Consider the following 18,130-nt stretch of genomic DNA (forward strand, 5'->3'; position numbering starts at 1 on the left):
ATATTTGTTGGCTTTTTGCCTATCAGGCAACTCCGGCATACCACACACCGGATATTCAGCAATAACAAATTGATATTTAGCCATATAAATTATGTCAGAAGAAATTTTGGATAACACCATCAATGGAAGCAACGGCTATTCGGCCGACAGCATCCAGGTACTTGAGGGCCTTGAAGCCGTAAGAAAACGTCCCGCGATGTACATCGGCGACATCAGTCAAAAAGGTCTTCACCACTTGGTTTACGAGGTAGTGGATAACTCGATTGACGAAGCCTTGGCGGGATATTGTAAAAACATTGAAGTAACCATTAACGAAGACAACTCCATCACCGTAGTGGACGATGGTCGCGGTATCCCGGTGGATTTCCACGAAAAAGAGGGACGATCAGCACTTGAGGTTGTGCTTACCGTACTTCACGCAGGGGGAAAATTCGATAAAGGTTCTTACAAAGTTTCCGGAGGTCTTCACGGAGTAGGTGTTTCTTGTGTGAATGCTCTTTCGACCTACCTCAAAGCCGAAGTTCGTCGCGATGGCAAGCTACATATGCAAGAATTCTCGTGCGGTAAGCCATTAGATCCTATTCAGGTCGTTGGAGACTCTGATCTCACCGGTACAACTATCACCTTCAAACCAGATGGCTCTATCTTCACCGTTACTGAATACAAATGGGATATCCTTGCAGCCCGTCTGCGTGACCTGGCCTACCTGAATGCAGGTATCAGCCTTTCACTTACCGACAAACGTGTGGTGCTGGAAGATGGCTCCTTCAAGTCTGAACAATTCCATTCGGAAGAAGGCTTGAAAGAGTTTGTTCGCTTTCTGGATGAGGCCCGCGAGCCGCTGATGGATGATGTAATTCACATCTCTTGCGAAAAACAAGGCATTCCAGTTGAAGTGGCAATGACCTACAATACCTCTTACAACGAAAACGTTTATTCTTACGTAAATAATATCAACACCATCGAGGGTGGTACTCACCTTGCAGGTTTCCGCCGCGGATTGACCCGCACATTGAAAAAGTACGCTGAAGATTCGAAAATGCTTGAAAAAGTAAAAATCGAAATCAGTGGTGACGACTTCCGTGAAGGTTTGACAGCTGTTGTATCTGTAAAGGTTCAGGAACCACAATTCGAAGGACAGACTAAAACCAAACTGGGTAACAACGAGGTAATCGGAGCCGTAGATATGGCGGTAAGCGAAGCGCTAGGTTATTATCTCGAAGAGCACCCCAAAGAAGCCAAACAGATTGTTGACAAAGTTATTCTGGCAGCAACTGCACGTTACGCAGCACGTAAAGCGCGTGAAATGGTACAACGCAAATCACCGCTTACTGGTGGTGGACTTCCCGGAAAACTTGCGGACTGCTCAAACAGAAATCCCGAAAACTGCGAAATATTCCTTGTCGAGGGAGACTCTGCAGGCGGTACTGCAAAACAAGGACGTGACCGTAACTTCCAGGCGATTTTACCTTTGCGTGGTAAAATCCTCAACGTGGAAAAAGCCATGCACCACAAAGTGCTGGAAAGTGAAGAGATCCGCAACATCTACACTGCTTTAGGTGTTACTATCGGAACTGAAGAAGATTCAAAAGAGCTCAACATGAGCAAGCTCCGCTACCACAAAATCATCATCATGACCGATGCCGACGTGGACGGAAGCCACATTGCCACATTGATTCTGACCTTCTTCTTCCGCCACATGAAGCCACTGATTGAGATGGGATACGTTTATATTGCCACTCCACCACTCTATTTGTGTAAAAAAGGGAAAAATGAAGAGTATTGCTGGAATGACCAGCAACGCCAGGCATTTATCCTGAAATATGCCAATGGTAATGAAGGACAGGTTCACACCCAACGTTACAAAGGTTTGGGAGAGATGAAGGCTGAACAGCTTTGGGATACCACTATGGATTCAACCCGTCGTACCCTACGTCAGGTAACCATCGAAAGCGCCACGGAAGCCGACCACATCTTCTCTATGTTGATGGGTGAAGAAGTTGCCCCTCGTCGTGAGTTCATCGAAGCCAACGCTACCTACGCGAAAATCGACGCTTAAAATCATTCTACATAAATGTCAAAAAGCCAGTTTCGGAATCGAAACTGGCTTTTTTGCTTTCTCGAGATTACAAAATATGCTGCCCAACATGTATTTAACTTTTATTTACGGAAATATTTCCTGATTATTTTTGCAAAGCCTTAGAAATCATTCTATTTTTGCATCGGTTTTCGATGGGTAGTTATCAATTGACCACTTTCATGTGTTTGATTCCCCCATTACACAAACAACAACATCACTTTATTGGACTCCGGATTTTCGAGCGCGAAAACCGGAATGATTTTTGATTATCACATTCTAACATAAGGGCTGGATTTGGCAAAAGTATCCGCCCATGAAATTGAAAATTTACGCACATCTAACATCACTTACTAACTTTATTTATTTCGAATTATGAATCCAAACATCCCTGAGGTAGAGAGCAAGCGCATTGTCGTCGTTGGTGGAGGATTCGCGGGACTGACACTCTGTCGCGACCTTGTAAAATCAGATTATCAGATAGTTCTGTTGGACAAACACAACTATCACATGTTTCAACCATTGTTTTACCAGGTAGCGACAGCCGGTCTGGAGCCCAGTGCTATTTCTTTCCCTTACCGCAAAGTTTTCCAGAATAAGAAAAACGTTCACATCCGCAAAACGGAAGTGTTGAGCGTTGACACAGATAAAAAAATCGTTCATACAACTATCGGTGAGATTAGATACGATTACCTCGTTATCGGAACAGGCGCTACTACTAATTTCTTCGGCAACAAGCAACTGGAAGAAATCACTCATCCGATGAAGTCTGTTGCACAAGCGCTGGGTTTGAGAAACAGTATCCTGCAAACATTCGAAAACATTCTAATCAGCGAGTGCGAAGAAGAGCAAGAGGGAATGATGAACTTCGTGGTTGTAGGTGGTGGTCCTACCGGAGTGGAAACTGCCGGAGCAATCGCCGAAATGAAGAAATATATCCTTCCGAAAGACTATCCGGAAATTGACTTCAACCGCATGAACATCTATCTGGTGGAAGCGGCTCCACGCCTGCTGAACGGTATGTCAGACAAATCGGCACGCAAAGCTTACGAATACCTGATGAAAATGGGTGTAAAAGTTTGGTTGAATGCAGCGGTATCAGAATACGATGGAAAAGTGGTTTCTCTGAGCAATGGAGCCCGCATGAAAACCGACACCATCATTTGGGCAGCCGGTGTGCGCGGTAACTTCGTTGAAGGTATCAACACTGATGTTATGGCACGCGGCCAGCGCATGAAGGTCGATGGATTCAATAAAGTAGAAGGATATGATGACGTTTATGCAATCGGTGATATCGCATTGCAACAAAACGACCCTAAATTCCCGAACGGTCACCCTCAGGTAGCACAGGTAGCCATCCAGTCGGCTGTAAACCTGGCTAAAAACTTCAAACATATTGCAAAAGGTGAAACGCAAAAACAATTCATCTACAATGACCTGGGAAGCATGGCAACCGTAGGACGCAACCGTGCGGTTGTTGACCTTCCGGCCTTCCACTTTGGCGGATTCTTTGCCTGGATGGTATGGATGTTCATCCACCTTCGTTCAATCCTGGGAACCAAAAATAAGGTTCAGACCTTTGTGAACTGGATCTGGAGTTACTTTACTTACGACCAGTCTCTGCGTCTGATTATCAAAGCGACCCAGAAGCCTAAAAAGCAATTAAAATAATCATCGACTATACCATCCCACTGTTCATCCGGACAGTGGGATTTTTATTTTCCTACATTTTTGTATTATAAAGACTCAAATCCAACAATTTTGTAGGTTACTCCCGCCCTCCATATCCCCTATCCACCTAATTACCAACCAATAATTAAATGGCATAATAATTGCATCTGCTTGACAAACTAAAAACAGAGAAGCAATATGAGTACATCAGAAATTATCGAATTGGAAAAGGCCGTCAATAAAGCAAAATTCAAATTAACCCAGGAAGCTGGAGCTCTGCACGACCTGATTGAAGACAGATTGATGAGTGATTTTAATGAAATCCCGGTATTCGCAGAAGCTGCCTATAAAGCCGCTTGCGAATGGTCAGCTCTTAAAGAAAAACTGAGTTCTGCAAAATCCGTATAGTATGGAAGTGACATTCTTTGAAAAGCCGGGCTGTATCAATAACACCCGTCAGAAAAATATAATAGCAGAGGCAGGGCATGTGGTAAATGCCCTCTCTCTGCTAGCCTATCATTGGGATAAAGAGGATTTGAGAAGCTATTTCTCAGGACTTGAAGTCAGGGACTGGTTTAATCCGACTGCCCCGAGAATCAAGAACGGGGAGGTTAATCCGGGTGCAATCGATTCCGAAACAGCATTATCAGAAATGATAAAAGACCCGTTATTGATTCGCCGTCCTTTGCTTGAAGTCAATGGCACTAAAGCCTGCGGATTTCAAAACAAACTGGTCGAGCTGCTCTTGGAAGGCAAAGATGTCAGTTATTTACAAACATGCCCTAACGCTTCAACCACTAAAGGATGCAACTAATCCTTATTTCTTAGCATCCAGTTGCCCGAATACTTTTTTAAGAATAGTATTCACTCGGGCAGAGGGATTTTCACGGATTTTCTTCTCTTCTGAAGCCAGACTAAGGAACATTCCATTCAACGTTTTATCTGTAACATACCGGGTCAGATTGGCACTAACCGGCTTCATATTCGAAGCTTTCCCCACGAGGGAATTAGCAACGGTATTATACGCATTGGCCAGAGCCTTCCAGGAATCAGTTGTTGAAATATTCCCTACCAGTTTCTTATCCAGAGAGGTCGCTATTTTAGGTTCAAAAGCACTGCTCAGTTGTGAGTAGGTATTATTCCTCAAATAGCTGGTAGCGGCATTATTTGCTCCGAAAAGAATATTGGTAGCGTCTTTAATAGTCATATTTCTGATGGCGCTGACAAATATCGGCTTGGCTTCAACAGCTGCATCCTCTGCAGCTCTGTTCAGACGAAGGACAACATCATTGACCAGCTTCTCTCCTCCTGGCACAAGCTTAATATTTTTGATAATCGGCTGCGCCTCTTCTGGTAATAATATTTTTAAGGCCTGATTGGCAAAAAAGCCATCTGTCTTGCTCAGATTCATTACCGAATTGGTTGTCCCGACCAATAACGCTTCTTTGAGTCCGGTCGCATTATCAACACCTATAGAGGTAGATACCCCTTGTTGTGTCATTACCTGACTAGCTACCTGCTGCAATTCAGTGCAGGAAGTTGATAATATCACAATCGCCGACAAACTAATTATCATTCTTCTCATAAATACAATATTTTCGTTATTTCAATCCTCTGTTTTTCAATAAAGCATCCGGATTTGGCTCTGCTCCCCGAAATTGGATGTAGAGCTTCATCGGCTCGTCACTTCCCCCTTTTTCCAGAATATTCTGGCGGTAACGGGTGGCAATCTCCTGGTTGAAAATATTCCCGCTCTGCTCAAAGGCTTCAAACGCATCGGCATCAAGCACTTCCGCCCACAAATAGCTGTAATAACCAGCCGAATAGCCTCCATCATCAAAGATATGTTTGAAATAGGTGGTGCGGTAACGGGGTATTATTTCGTTGATTAAACCGATTTTATTCATCGCATCGGTTTCAAATTTACGAACATCTGTCGAATCGGTAATCGTTGCCAAATGCCAGTCCATATCAAGAATTGCAGCAGCTACTAATTCTGTAGTATTGAATCCCTGATTAAATTTCGAAGCGTTTCTCAGCTTTTGGATAAGTGAATCGGGAATCAGTTCACCCGTTTTATAATGGCGGGCATACATCTTCAGCACTTCCGGAGCAGTGGCCCAATGTTCCATCAACTGGGAAGGCAACTCCACAAAGTCACGGGCAACTCCCGTTCCTGAGACTTTCGGATAGGAACAGCGTGTGAGCATTCCGTGCATAGCATGACCGAATTCGTGGAACAGGGTTTCGACCTCATCCAGCGTCAATAATGAAGGAGCATCAGCAGTCGGTTTGGTAAAATTGCCGACGTTTACAATAACCGGACGGATCTCTTTGCCATTCTGCACATATTGATCTCTGATATTATTCATCCAGGCCCCAACACGTTTACCCGGACGGGGGAAATAGTCGGTGTATAAAACGCCCAGATGAGAGCCATCGACGTCCTTCACCTCGAATGCACGAACATCCGGATGATAAACCGGCGCATTTTTTATTTCATGAAATGAAATTCCATACAGTTTATGCGTTACCTGAAACACCCCGTCAAGGACATTTTCAAGCTTAAAATAAGGCTTGAGTTGTTCTTCATCAAAGGCATAACGGGCTTTGCGCACCTTTTCGGCATAGTACCACCAGTCCCACGATTGAAGGTTGTAATTATTCCTTTCGGCATTGGAAAGCATTTGCATATCGGATAACTCTTCCTTTGCGCGCTGCAATGCCGGTGTCCAAATGCTATTGAGCAGGTTCATGACTCGTTCGGGGGTCTTTGCCATTTGAATATCCAGAGCGTAATCAGCATAGGTTTTAAAGCCTAAAAGTTGGGAACGCTCCTGTCTAAGCTTGATGATTTTGGCACAAATCGCTTTATTGTCAAAGTTGTTGTTATTATCTCCCCGGTTGATATATCCTTTGTACAGCTTCTCGCGCAACTCCCGCTTATCGGAATATTGAAGGAACGGTAACATGCTTGGCTTCTGGACAGTGAATACCCATTTGCCTTCCAGTTTGCGTTGTTTCGCCTCTTCGGCGGCAGCAGTACGAACCGATTGGGGTAATCCTGCTAAGTCAGCCTCCTTATCAATAACCAGTACAAAATTATTGGTCTCTTTCAACAGGTTGTCACCAAACTTCAAAGAGAGCATAGCCAACTCTTTATTGAGAGCTCTCATCCGTTCTTTCTGCTCAGGATTTAGTAAGGCTCCGGCACGAACAAACTCTTTGTAATACTCGTCAAGCACACGTTTTTGCTCAGTGGTTAATCTCTCCTGCTCCTTATGATCATTTACATATTTGATACGCTGGAAAAGTTTATCATTCAGCAAAATGTTATCCTGATGCTCGGTCATCATTGGAGTGACCATTTCGGCTATTTTTTGCATCTGGTCATTAGTTTCAGCTTCCGTCAAATTGAAAAAGACGTGCGAAACTTTCTTCAGATTTTCTCCGCTAAATTCCAGTGCTTCGATTGTATTCTTAAAGGTCGCAGGCTCGGTATTCTGCGCAATTTGCTCAATCTCTTTTGCCTGAACCCGGATTCCCTCCTGAAAAGCGGGCAAATAGTGGCTATTTTTAATCTTATCAAAAGGAGGTACACCAAACGGCGTTTTATACTCTTCGAAAAACGGATTATGCTTCATTCCAGTCTGAGTTTTACAAGATGTAATTATTAAAGCGGCTGATAACAGATAGATTAGATTCTTCATTGTCTTAATGCTTTATGTGTTTCTGGTATTGATTCTATATTTTCAAATCATCATTTCCATTCGAAGTAACAACTGATTGGGAAGTGATCCGAAAGTTTAATCCTGTCTATTTTACATTTATAAGCCTTCAATGAAGGAGAATGTAGAATATGGTCTATTCGAAAATAGAAGTAGTTTTCATTATATGAAATGCCGGGGCCAAATCCGGTTTCTACGAAGGCATCTTTCAGATCCCCCTTTACTTTGTGATATGCGTAAGACAGCGGCCCATCGTTAAAGTCTCCGCAGACTATCACATCATGCTCACAGTTGTCTATCGCCTCTCGCACTAATCTTGCCTGTTTTGCCCGTGTCTTGTAGGCCTGATCCATTTTTTGAATAATGATTTCGTTAAAGCGTTCGATATTTTCTGAAGATACATCTTTGATTACCTTTTTATAAGTCGAAATATCGTCTCCTGTGAATTTATTGGATTCCAGATGATTATTGATTACATCAAGCTTTCGGTCACCGATCTTGATGCAGTAATAGGCAGAGGCGTTATACTTGCTTTTATAGGGTATTTTATAGGAAGAAATAATGGGATATTTAGAGAAACAGGCCAAACCACTGAAATTCCACCGGCTATCGACCGTAATGGTAAAGCGGTAATAGGGATAACCTTTGAAGGCTTTGAGGATGCCTTTCCGGTCAAGATAGCCATCGTTTTTACTCCACCCAAACTCCTGAATACAGATAATATCGGCATTTTGCTCCAGAATATATTTTATGGTCGGGTTAGGCGCATCTTCCGTATGAGTAACGTAATTAAACCCACGGACGTTATAGGACAAGATTTTGAGCGTCTTGGCAGGAAGCTCTTTATGAGCTTTGTGCATTGGAAAATAAACCAAAAACTGCGGAAAGCTCAACAATACTCCCAGGAGAGAAAGGATCAGATATTTCTTCAGCCGAATTATCCAAAACAACAAAAAAGAGATATTTACCAAGAAAAAGACTGGAAACAAAAGGCTTACATAGGCAAACACCACTCCTTTTTCGGGAGAAATGCCGTCAGCGAAAGTAGCCATTACCAACGCAAAAAAGAAAAGAACATTCAACAGCAGCATCACTGCATGGAAAATACTCTTGATATGAAGTTCCTTTTTTATATCCATTTATTTTTTGCTGGCATCGAATAAGAATTTCTTTTCTTCAGTTGTCAGGCTCTCATAACCTGATTTTTTGAGCTTATCAAGGACCTCGTCAAGCTTTTTATTATCGTTGCTTCTTCGATTGCGATACTCCTGATCAGTTTCGGCCCGGTGATACTTTACTTTCATCCGCACCTTGGACTTTGGCTTGAATAATAAAACCAAAGCATCCATCACGTTATTGAAACCTTTGGTCAAATCGCGTCCCCGCTTATAGCTCAGGAAAAAGAAGTAACCAAGAAGAGCTCCCCCCAAGTGCGCAAAGTGCCCTCCGGAGTTGGCGGAGGTCATACTCAGTAAATCAATCAAAATGGTCGCCGCAGCTATGTATTTCAATTTAACGGAACCAATCAAAAACAATTGCACAGAAAAATCCGGAATCCGGAATGCCGTTGCAATCACAATAGCCATGATTGATGCTGACGCACCTTGAAGCAATCCTGCCTGATTGGCAAAAAAGGGCAATGTGTTATATACCACCAAAAACATCAGAGCACCGGCCAGACCTCCTAAGAAATAGAGCGCCACCAACTGCTTTTCGGTAAATAACTGCAGAAAAAGCCCACCGAACCAATAGAGCCATAGCATATTAAACAGGATATGGAAAAACTCCGTATGCAAAAACATGTACGAAATCAAGGTCCATGGACGGTACATTAACTCAATGGGCTGCGATGGAAGACTGAAGTAGAAGGAGAGGTCAATCGTACCCAGAAACAGGCGGTTGACCACCGAAAAAAGCCCTACAACGACAAACACAACCGCATTGGCAATGATAAAACGCTTCAACGCATTACCATGCTTAAAATGAATCTTCAGTTCAGAAAAAAAACCGGCCATTCTGATTATCTTTTTGTTTCCAGTATCGAACTAAGAAATAACCAAACAACATCCCGCCGAGGTGGGCAAAGTGAGCTACATTGTCTGACGCAGAATTGTAAACCCCGCTGGTTAGCTCAATGATTCCGTAAATAATCATCATATACTTTGCCTTGATGGGCACAGGGATAAACATCAGGAACAGGGGAGCATTAGGATAAAGCATTGCAAATGCCAGCAAAATTCCAAAGACAGCACCGGATGCTCCGATCGTAATCATACCATTTAAAAGATTTCCAAGTGCCGCAATTTCCGACAAAGATGTCCCAAAGGCCATAAACCAGGTAATCTGCTGCACAATAGCCGCTCCAATTCCGGTTATGGTGTAGAAAATCAAAAAGCGCTTCGGTCCCCAGGTCGATTCCACAATACGGCCAAACATATAAACGGCAAACATATTGAAAAACAGATGCGTAAAACCAGCATGCATAAACATGTAAGTCACCATTTGGTAAGGTCGGAAATCCGGAGCCTGAATATAGTGCAATCCTAACCAATAGCTGATATCAATTGGTTCACCTATGCTGTTTCTCAAAATGGAAGGCAGAGTTATTGAAGCCAACCAACACAGCAGGTTTATTATGATCAGATTTTTTGTAACGGGAGGTATCCCATGCAGAAAGTCTCGCTTTGCGTTAAACATAATTTCAGGGTTCTATTTCTGGCAAATTTACTGATTTTCGCCCGAAATTGGCTTTACAACATACTTAAATAAGCTTTTAAAACCGCCCTTATGGATTTTTCATGAAATAATTAGCCAGACCTATTGCTTATGAGAATTTTAAACTTATATTTGCAAAGCTCAAAAAACTATTTTTTAACTCTAATCTATACTATTGTTATGAACAAGCAAGAACTAATCGATGCAATGGCTGAAAAAGCCGGTATCTCAAAAGCAGACTCTAAAAAAGCATTAGACGCTTTCACAGCCGTTGTAGCTGAAGAATTAAAAAAAGAAGGTAAAGTAGCTTTAGTTGGCTTCGGTACATTCTCTGTTGTTGAAAAAAGCGCAAGAACAGGTATCAACCCTGCCACTAAACAGCAAATTCAGATTGCCGCTAAGAAAGTTGCCAAATTCAAACCAGGTGCTGATTTGGACATCCAGTAACCGGATACAAAACTGAGAAAAAGAGGTGCAAGCTTTAGGATTGCACCTCTTTTTTTTTCCTCTGCTTTAAATATGCTATCTTTGCAGCCAATTAAATAAAGAACAGAGCTTTAGTTACGCTGCGCAATAGAAAAAAGCCCCATCAATTTGAAAGAAGCCCGGCGCATTTCATTCTGCCTGTTCAAGACTCAAGACTATATAAATCAACCATATAACATTGCGCATTTGCGTTTAATGCTAACGACAAATCACTATGAGTATAGAGACAAAATTAGCAATCGCCGTAAGCGAAGCCATTCTGAAACTTTACGGACAGAAAGTCAGCCTCACCCAGATTCAATTATCAAAAACCAAAAAAGAGTTTGAAGGACACCTGACTCTCGTTGTTTTCCCCTTTTTAAAGATATCAAAAAAAAATCCGGAACAAACCGCACAGGAAATCGGAGCCTACCTTCAGGAAAATGAGCCGGCAATAGCCGCTTTCAACGTAATCAAAGGTTTCCTTAATCTGGTCATTGATGCGAAAGTGTGGATCAATCTGCTTCAAACCGTAGCCGATGACGACAAATTCGGCATCACTACCGCAGACGACAATTCTCCTCTGGTGATGATTGAATACTCTTCACCAAATACAAATAAGCCGCTTCACCTCGGCCACGTCCGCAACAACCTTTTGGGATACAGTCTTTCCGAAATCCTGAAAGCAAATGGAAACCGCGTAATAAAAACAAATATTGTCAACGACCGGGGTATCCATATCTGTAAATCAATGTTGGCCTGGAAAAAATACGGTAATGGTGAAACTCCGGCAAACAGCGGAATGAAAGGCGACCATTTGGTAGGCAAATACTACGTTGTTTTTGACAAAGAGTACAAAGCTCAAATCAAAGAACTCGTTGCAGCCGGACAAACCGAAGAGGAGGCTAAGAAAAATGCCCCCCTAATGCTTGAAGCCCAGGAAATGCTCCGCCAATGGGAAGCCAATGACGCTGAAGTGGTAGAAATGTGGCGCATGATGAATGGCTGGGTATATGAAGGATTTGACACAACCTACAAAAAACTGGGCGTTGACTTCGACAAAATCTATTACGAATCAGAAACTTATATTGAAGGAAAGAACAAAGTACTGGAAGGCCTTGCCAATAGTGTTCTTTACCAGAAAGAAGATTCTTCGGTATGGGCAGACCTGACCGGAGAAGGCCTGGACCACAAGCTTCTGCTTCGCGGTGACGGAACCTCTGTTTACATGACCCAGGATATTGGCACCGCAAAACTGCGTTACGATGATTACCCTATCAACAAAATGGTTTATGTGGTGGGCAACGAGCAAAACTACCACTTCCAGGTTTTAGCGATCCTGCTGGATAAACTGGGATTTGAATGGGGCAAGGAGCTTGTTCACTTCTCCTACGGTATGGTGGAACTACCTGAAGGTAAAATGAAATCACGCGAAGGAACAGTTGTAGATGCTGACGACCTGGTAGAAGAGATGGTAACCACAGCCCGCGAAACTTCACAGGAATTAGGCAAGCTCGACAACTGTACGACCGAAGAGGGCGAAAAAATCGCCTACACTGTCGGAATGGGTGCTTTGAAATATTTCATCCTCAAAGTTGACCCTCGCAAAAACATGACCTTCAACCCCAAGGAGTCTATTGACTTTAACGGAAACACCGGCCCGTTTATCCAATACACACATGCCCGCATCTGTTCTGTTTTACGTAAAGCAGAAGAACAGGGCATCCAGGTTGATCAGGCTATCAATAAAGATCTTACTCTTTCTGAAAAAGAACAGAACCTCATCCAGTTGATTGCCGAATACAAAAATGTGGTGAAAGAGGCCGGCAAAGAATATAGCCCGGCATTAATCGCCAACTACATTTACGACCTGGTAAAAGAGTACAACCAGTTCTACCACGACCATTCTATTCTTCGTGAAGAGAATGAGGCGTTGAGACATTTCCGTCTGGTACTGTCGAAAAATGTAGCTAAAATCATCAAATCAGGAATGGGATTGTTAGGCATCGACGTACCGGAGCGCATGTAATAGCGACACCAATTTTTACATCAAAATAATAACAGGATTTTTGGGCTTGAGTCACTCGATGACTAAACCCAAAAGTCCTGTTTTTGTTTATATAACTAAAACAACAAACCCGATAAAATCAATTAAGTATGGGAATGACAAAACAAATGATAGAAAACCTGGTCGCATTTCAGGTAAATGAAATCACAGAAAGCCTTGTCTACAGAAACCTATCAAAGCTCGAAAAGAATCCGGAAAACAAACGGGTACTGGAACATATCGCAAATGAAGAGCTCAAACACTACAAGGTGTTGAAACAATTTACCAACAAAGCACCTCTTCCCGATAAATTCAGGGTATGGAAGTTTACCCAAATTGCACGAATATTCGGCGTGACATTTGGTATCAAATTAATGGAAAAGGGCGAAGTACATGCCCAGTCAAATTACGGAGCATTCAAAGAATATCCGGAGTTGGTACAAATTGCCACCGAGGAAGGTGTTCACGAAAAAGAGCTCATCAACATGATTGACGAAGAGCGCCTCAACTACATGGGTTCTGTGGTTCTGGGCCTTAACGATGCCCTCGTTGAACTAACCGGAGCATTGGCAGGATTCACCCTCGCCTTAAATAATCCGGGACTAATCGCACTGACAGGCAGTATTACCGGTATTGCCGCCGCACTTTCTATGGCCTCATCCGAATACCTGTCAACCAAATCGGAAGGCGGAGGCAAAAGTGCAATAAAGGCTTCGGCTTATACCGGAACAGCTTACCTAATCACTGTCATATTACTCATTCTACCGTTCCTACTTTTATCAAATGTCTTTCTATCATTGTCGATAACTATCGGAACAGCATTAGGTATAATCGCCGTGTTCAATTACTACTATTCAGTTGCTAAAGATGAAAGCTTCAAACACCGCTTCCTGGAAATGGCCGCATTGAGCACATCCGTCGCGGGGATAAGCTTCCTGATCGGATACCTTTTGAATAAATTTACCGGCATAAATGTTTGATCAAAATAACAAAGCCTGACTCGTCAAAAAGTCAGGCTTTGTTATTTTATGGACAAAAAAAAAGAGAATGTGTTCTTAGAACCATTCTCTTCAATGCCTTTTTGCGTCAGTAAATTACTGAGCAGCAACAGCTGAATCAGCAGCAGCAGAATCAACAGCAACAGCAGTGTCAACTACAGCAGCAGTATCAACTGCAGTAGAATCAGCAGTAGCAGCTTTTTCAGCAGATTTGTTTCCGCAAGAAGCGAAAGAAACAGCAGCAACAACAGCAAAGAACAATACTAACTTTTTCATTTCTTTTAATTTTGAAAGTAAAACAATTAATTGTTTGTTTGATTAAAACGATGCAAAGTTATGGAGAAATCAAATACGTTGTACCACTTTCAATCTTTTTTTTTTCAAAAAAATCATCCGGCAAAATATCCAGCTGATATACAACGATTTATAAGGCGATATTTTTTCAGGATTTTACGGTAATCTGACTATATAAATAGCGTTTTATACTGCGTTTCGGGGTCTTTTCGAACTCCGTAGGATAAAGAATAATCTCTGCTATGTTTTCGTAAGCAGCGGTCATCTTATTCAAATGCTTTCGATTCTCCTCCATTATAGCCTTTAATCTGCCGGTTTCCAACCCCATAGCATTCATGGTTTCATAATCAGGATAGACTAAAGCTATAAGTCGGCCCTCTTTCTCCATTACCAGACTTTCCATCACGCAAGGGAGATTATTTAGCTTAGCCTCAATCTCTTCCGGATAAATATTCTGGCCACTGGAACCAAGAATCATAGACTTACTACGGCCACGGATAAAGACGTTATTATCTGCATCGATTGTCCCGACATCTCCGGTATGCAGCCAGCCATCAGAATCAAGTACCGCACGGGTTGCCTCTTCGTTTTTATAATAGCCACTCATCACGTTTTCACCTTTCACCCAAATCTCACCCGGAATATGATAAGGGTCTTCCGACTCAATCTTTATTTCCATCAGGCCCGGCAATACTTTACCGGCTGACTGGGGAACAAATTCCCGCCATGGCGAATAGCTAATCAACGGTGCGCATTCGGTCATACCATACCCTACGGTGAAGGGTAGCTTTATTTTTCTCAGGAAACTCTCCACCTCATAGTTCAGGGGAGCGCCGCCGATGACCAACTCCGTCATTTCCCCGCCAAATGCTTCAAGTAATGAGTTACGGATTTTTGCGTAAACTCTTTCTCTAAGATAAGGTATCGCCAATGCCATACGGACCGGTTTCTTCGAAATCGTCGGCAGAATCTGATTCCTGTATATCTTTTCGATAATCAGGGGAACGCAAAGAATCAAATTCGGATGAACCTCGGCAAAGGCCTTAAGCAGAACCTTGGGTGAGGGTATTTTCCCTAACAGCGTCACGTGGCCGCCAATAGCCAACGGTGTAAGGAAATCGAAAGCACAGCCGTAAGCGTGAGCCAACGGCAGGAACGAAACACACCGGCTTCCCCTGAAGTGCATGTCCAAGTCAATCGCAAAGGTTACATTTCCCGCCAGATTATTACCCGTCAGCATCACACCCTTGCTAAATCCGGTCGTTCCGGAAGTGTAGTTTATCAAGACAACCTTATCGTTGGGAATGCGGGGATAGCGTACATGCTCTGGCTTAAAGCCGTCAGGATAATGCTTTTGCATCTCCTCATCCAGCGAATTCAGGACTTTCTGAGTATGTTCGCCAGGCTGGTGGTGCAAGCACCGCATTCTATCCAGGGAAAACACGCATCGCACGTTTTCCATTTTATTTCCTTCAAGATTTTCCCAGATATTGTCTGCCGCAAAGAGCAGTACCGAATCGGAGTGGTTGACTATGTGGTGGACATCATTCGAATTGAAATCCTGCAAAATAGGGACAATCACCGCACCATAAGTAATAGCAGCCAGATAGGTGATACACCAGCGGGTATTATTTTTTCCAATCAAAGCGATTTTATCGCCATGATGGACATTCAGTTTGTGGAAAAGATAGTGAAGACGGGTGACTTCGTAAGCCACTTCTCCGAAAGTAAATGTTTTGTCTTCACCGTAATCGGTCAATGCTTTTAAGTCCCAGTTATCCTGGAAGCTTTGCTCGAATAGTTTGATAAAATTCCGCTCAATCATCGCACACTTATATTACATCTGTGCAAAAATAAGGCATAAAAGCCGGTTTTATTTCGCAGAAGGTGCATTTATGTTCTAAAACAGATAGTCCGGATGAAGGGGGAACTTATTTCCTGAATACAAAATAGACCGCCATCACGATGCAGACAAGTGCTGCCAGATGGTTCCATTTCAGCGTCTCATTCTTAAAAGCAAATGTGGAAAATGCCACAAACACAATCAGTGTTATCACCTCCTGAATCACCTTCAGCTGCATCAAGCTGAAAGGGCCGCCGTTTTCACGGAAGCCGAGGCGGTTGGCTGGAACCTGCAGGATGTATTCGAATATCTTGTCATTATAACCCCTATTATTATATTTGCACTGTAAATCAAAATATAAGAGCTATGAGAACAGTTCAATATATCCGAGTATCAACAACCAATCAGGACGTTATTAGGCAAAAAGAGAAGCTTAAAACCTACTGTGAAAGGGAAAACTATACTGTTGTTGATATAATAACTGATTTTGGTATATCAGGAAGCACTTTTGAACGTGACGGTTTTAAAAAGCTAATGGATATTACTTCAAAAGATGCTGATATTGTAATAGTTTCTGAATTATCCAGATTAAGCCGTAAGGAAGAAATACTAGAAACATTAAATAGCGTTCAAAACATAATATCCAAAGGAATAAAGCTTGTATTTCTTGATAATCCATCAAAAGTATATGAAGGAAGTCTGGATATTATGGAAATCCTAACACTTTCACTTGCAGCATATTTAGCAGCAGAAGAAAGAAAAGCTATTAAAACAAGAAATCAAGAAGGAAAAAAGGCTTTATTTAAAAATACACCCTATGCTTTAGTAGATGGAAAAATTCCCTATGGATTTAAGAAAGTAGTAAATCCTGCTGGAAACCATCCCAAATATATTATTGATTATGAAGAATCAGAATGTGACGTAATAAGGAAGATATTCCAGATGATAATGGAAGGAAAAAGCGTTGCTCAGGTTATGCACTTTCTTCATAATTCAGGTATAAGGCATAATGACGATGTGATTTTCAACAGACAGTTTCTCAGTAAACTCTTCTCTAATGAAATCTATAAAGGCATAAGAAGAAGGAAGAATGAAACGGCTTATATAAAAGCTATCATTGAACCTGAAATTTGGGATACTGTGCAAGTAAAGATAAAAGAAAATCATCTGTACCAATCCAGAGGAACTATAATGTTCAATCCATTGAAAGGAATTATCCGTTGCAGATGTGGTAGAGCAATGATGATTAAAAATAAAAGCGATGGTCTTTATGTATATCGTTGCTCTGATGTGCAACCCCAATATATGCCTAACAGATGTGAATACCACGACTCTATTAGATTTGAGCTAACTAACGAAGTTATTTTTGCTCTATTCAAGAGCCTAGACTTTATTGAGATCAAAGGTAAATTTGCTGATAAGATTGCTGACCTTGAAATTCAAATTAATGGGATTGAAAAACAAATCAAAGAAGACAAAAAAGAAACCTCAACCCTTAAAGATGAAATTGAAATTCTGGGTGAAAGATATATGTCTGCTAAATCTCAATTATTAGCAGATAAAGTACAAGAAAACATATTGAAGAAAGAAGATGAAGCAGCAGAGCTTCACAAAAGGATACTTCAAAAAGAAGACCTGATTACCAGATTAAAAAATCAGATCCAGAACCTGAATGAAGTTTCAAAAGATGAAGATTTTGAAAACCTCAACATCAATGAAAGAGCTGAAATTTTCAGGAAATACCTAAAAGAGGTACAATACCTTCCCAAAACTCAAATGCAAGGCTTTTACAGGGTTCAATATATCTCAGGTATGGAAACATTCATAGCTGTAAAAAAGACCAAAAGCAAGCCTATTTTTGCCGTTTTACCAGATGCTTTTAAACTCAATGATAAACTGAACATTGAAATCACAGGTTTCACAAACACAAATTCTGGTAATTTATACGATTTAAGCGCAGTCAGAAAAACAGAAATCACTATTCAGAAATTCTTCAATAGCTATTCTGATGTTTATCCTTTAGATGTAGATTTATCATACAGGCAGGAAAGAAAGAACAAATAATCCAATAAAGAAAGCCCACTCAGAACTAATCTAAGTGGGCTTAATTGATCTTATGCCATTGAGACTGTAAATTATTTAATAATTTCAGTTCTAAGTTTGGCAACTTCATATCTCAGGGAATTTATCTGTTCTATTAATCTTTTGTTTTTATCTCTTTGTCGTAATACCACCAGGTGCAAAAGTTTTAGAACACCTAGTATAACATATAAAACACAGGATATGAGAGCC

Annotated in this window: 15 protein-coding genes and 1 pseudogene; 8 read left to right on the plus strand and 8 right to left on the minus strand. The window is 41.7% G+C overall.

Translation table 11 applies throughout. From position 1 onward, the window contains the following. Window positions 1-91: 91 nt before the first annotated feature. The 4 genes from gyrB to MLE17_RS17535 all read left to right on the plus strand — a co-directional run bounded on the left by gyrB (window position 92) and on the right by MLE17_RS17535 (window position 4,562). Window positions 92-2,059, plus strand: a complete 1,968-nt coding sequence (gyrB, locus tag MLE17_RS17520) for a DNA topoisomerase (ATP-hydrolyzing) subunit B (RefSeq protein WP_243350044.1) — start codon at window positions 92-94, stop codon at window positions 2,057-2,059. 393 nt (window positions 2,060-2,452) lie between these two features. Further along, on the plus strand, window positions 2,453-3,748 hold the full coding sequence (locus tag MLE17_RS17525) for an NAD(P)/FAD-dependent oxidoreductase (RefSeq protein ID WP_243350046.1): 1,296 nt from the start codon (window positions 2,453-2,455) through the stop codon (window positions 3,746-3,748). Window positions 3,749-3,946: 198 nt separating this feature from the next. After that, on the plus strand, window positions 3,947-4,156 hold the full coding sequence (locus MLE17_RS17530) for a CCE_0567 family metalloprotein (RefSeq protein WP_243350048.1): 210 nt from the start codon (window positions 3,947-3,949) through the stop codon (window positions 4,154-4,156). A gap of 1 nt (window position 4,157) precedes the next feature. After that, complete coding sequence (locus MLE17_RS17535; RefSeq protein WP_243350050.1) at window positions 4,158-4,562, plus strand: arsenate reductase family protein; 405 nt, start codon at window positions 4,158-4,160, stop codon at window positions 4,560-4,562. Between the two features lie 3 nt (window positions 4,563-4,565). On the opposite strand, the gene MLE17_RS17540 is transcribed toward MLE17_RS17535, so the two are convergent. Genes MLE17_RS17540 through MLE17_RS17560 form a run of 5 tightly spaced genes read right to left on the minus strand, consistent with a single transcriptional unit; the run spans window position 4,566 to window position 10,176 of the window. After that, complete coding sequence (locus tag MLE17_RS17540; RefSeq protein WP_243350051.1) at window positions 4,566-5,333, minus strand: DUF4197 domain-containing protein; 768 nt, start codon at window positions 5,331-5,333, stop codon at window positions 4,566-4,568. Between the two features lie 16 nt (window positions 5,334-5,349). Beyond that, entirely contained in the window at window positions 5,350-7,458 is a 2,109-nt protein-coding gene (locus MLE17_RS17545; RefSeq protein ID WP_243350053.1) for a M3 family metallopeptidase, read from the minus strand. 50 nt (window positions 7,459-7,508) lie between these two features. Continuing rightward, window positions 7,509-8,615 carry an endonuclease/exonuclease/phosphatase family protein gene (locus MLE17_RS17550; RefSeq protein ID WP_243350054.1) on the minus strand — a complete coding sequence of 369 codons (1,107 nt, stop codon included), beginning with the start codon at window positions 8,613-8,615 and terminating at the stop codon, window positions 7,509-7,511. Then, the gene (locus MLE17_RS17555; RefSeq protein ID WP_243350057.1) at window positions 8,616-9,491 is read right to left on the minus strand and encodes a rhomboid family protein; all 876 of its coding nucleotides are present in this window, start codon (window positions 9,489-9,491) and stop codon (window positions 8,616-8,618) included. Beyond that, window positions 9,472-10,176: a rhomboid family intramembrane serine protease gene (locus tag MLE17_RS17560; protein WP_410795639.1), complete on the minus strand. Its 705-nt coding sequence runs from the start codon at window positions 10,174-10,176 to the stop codon at window positions 9,472-9,474. The genes MLE17_RS17555 and MLE17_RS17560 overlap by 20 nt, the downstream gene beginning before the upstream one ends. Before the next feature lie 132 nt (window positions 10,177-10,308). Between MLE17_RS17560 and MLE17_RS17565 the strand changes: the two genes are divergently transcribed. From MLE17_RS17565 to MLE17_RS17575, 3 genes are all read left to right on the plus strand, one after another. Then, window positions 10,309-10,638, plus strand: coding sequence for an HU family DNA-binding protein (locus MLE17_RS17565; protein WP_317236639.1), 330 nt, complete (start codon window positions 10,309-10,311; stop codon window positions 10,636-10,638). A 253-nt stretch (window positions 10,639-10,891) separates the two neighbouring features. Then, the gene (argS, locus tag MLE17_RS17570; protein ID WP_243350061.1) at window positions 10,892-12,685 is read left to right on the plus strand and encodes an arginine--tRNA ligase; all 1,794 of its coding nucleotides are present in this window, start codon (window positions 10,892-10,894) and stop codon (window positions 12,683-12,685) included. Window positions 12,686-12,813: 128 nt separating this feature from the next. After that, window positions 12,814-13,683 (plus strand): VIT1/CCC1 transporter family protein, encoded by an 870-nt coding sequence (locus MLE17_RS17575; RefSeq protein WP_243350062.1) that lies wholly within the window; start codon window positions 12,814-12,816, stop codon window positions 13,681-13,683. A gap of 114 nt (window positions 13,684-13,797) precedes the next feature. Here the strand turns inward: MLE17_RS17575 and MLE17_RS17580 are convergent, their stop codons facing one another. From MLE17_RS17580 to MLE17_RS17590, 3 genes and pseudogenes are all read right to left on the minus strand, one after another. Then, window positions 13,798-13,977 carry a hypothetical protein gene (locus MLE17_RS17580; protein WP_243350063.1) on the minus strand — a complete coding sequence of 60 codons (180 nt, stop codon included), beginning with the start codon at window positions 13,975-13,977 and terminating at the stop codon, window positions 13,798-13,800. Between the two features lie 166 nt (window positions 13,978-14,143). Continuing rightward, window positions 14,144-15,820, minus strand: coding sequence for an AMP-binding protein (locus MLE17_RS17585; RefSeq protein WP_243350064.1), 1,677 nt, complete (start codon window positions 15,818-15,820; stop codon window positions 14,144-14,146). Between the two features lie 106 nt (window positions 15,821-15,926). Next, window positions 15,927-16,145: pseudogene (locus tag MLE17_RS17590) on the minus strand (DMT family protein); the annotation flags it as partial. 59 nt (window positions 16,146-16,204) lie between these two features. On the opposite strand from MLE17_RS17590, the gene MLE17_RS17595 reads away from it, so the two are divergent. Beyond that, window positions 16,205-17,902 (plus strand): recombinase family protein, encoded by a 1,698-nt coding sequence (locus MLE17_RS17595; protein ID WP_243350065.1) that lies wholly within the window; start codon window positions 16,205-16,207, stop codon window positions 17,900-17,902. The last annotated feature ends 228 nt before the right edge of the window (window positions 17,903-18,130 follow it).

It is taken from the genome of Parabacteroides sp. FAFU027 (genome assembly GCF_022808675.1).
Lineage (GTDB): Bacteria > Bacteroidota > Bacteroidia > Bacteroidales > UBA7332 > CAXXIC01.

What these genes read in the sequence shown, in the direction of transcription:
- gyrB (WP_243350044.1), top strand. Translation starts at nt 92, where the DNA reads ATGTCAGAAGAAATTTTGGATAACACCATCAATGGAAGCAACGGCTAT.
- MLE17_RS17525 (WP_243350046.1), top strand. Translation starts at nt 2,453, where the DNA reads ATGAATCCAAACATCCCTGAGGTAGAGAGCAAGCGCATTGTCGTCGTT.
- MLE17_RS17530 (WP_243350048.1), top strand. Translation starts at nt 3,947, where the DNA reads ATGAGTACATCAGAAATTATCGAATTGGAAAAGGCCGTCAATAAAGCA.
- MLE17_RS17535 (WP_243350050.1), top strand. Translation starts at nt 4,158, where the DNA reads ATGGAAGTGACATTCTTTGAAAAGCCGGGCTGTATCAATAACACCCGT.
- MLE17_RS17540 (WP_243350051.1), bottom strand. Translation starts at nt 5,333, where the DNA reads ATGAGAAGAATGATAATTAGTTTGTCGGCGATTGTGATATTATCAACT.
- MLE17_RS17545 (WP_243350053.1), bottom strand. Translation starts at nt 7,458, where the DNA reads ATGAAGAATCTAATCTATCTGTTATCAGCCGCTTTAATAATTACATCT.
- MLE17_RS17550 (WP_243350054.1), bottom strand. Translation starts at nt 8,615, where the DNA reads ATGGATATAAAAAAGGAACTTCATATCAAGAGTATTTTCCATGCAGTG.
- MLE17_RS17555 (WP_243350057.1), bottom strand. Translation starts at nt 9,491, where the DNA reads ATGGCCGGTTTTTTTTCTGAACTGAAGATTCATTTTAAGCATGGTAAT.
- argS (WP_243350061.1), top strand. Translation starts at nt 10,892, where the DNA reads ATGAGTATAGAGACAAAATTAGCAATCGCCGTAAGCGAAGCCATTCTG.
- MLE17_RS17575 (WP_243350062.1), top strand. Translation starts at nt 12,814, where the DNA reads ATGGGAATGACAAAACAAATGATAGAAAACCTGGTCGCATTTCAGGTA.
- MLE17_RS17580 (WP_243350063.1), bottom strand. Translation starts at nt 13,977, where the DNA reads ATGAAAAAGTTAGTATTGTTCTTTGCTGTTGTTGCTGCTGTTTCTTTC.
- MLE17_RS17585 (WP_243350064.1), bottom strand. Translation starts at nt 15,820, where the DNA reads ATGATTGAGCGGAATTTTATCAAACTATTCGAGCAAAGCTTCCAGGAT.
- MLE17_RS17595 (WP_243350065.1), top strand. Translation starts at nt 16,205, where the DNA reads ATGAGAACAGTTCAATATATCCGAGTATCAACAACCAATCAGGACGTT.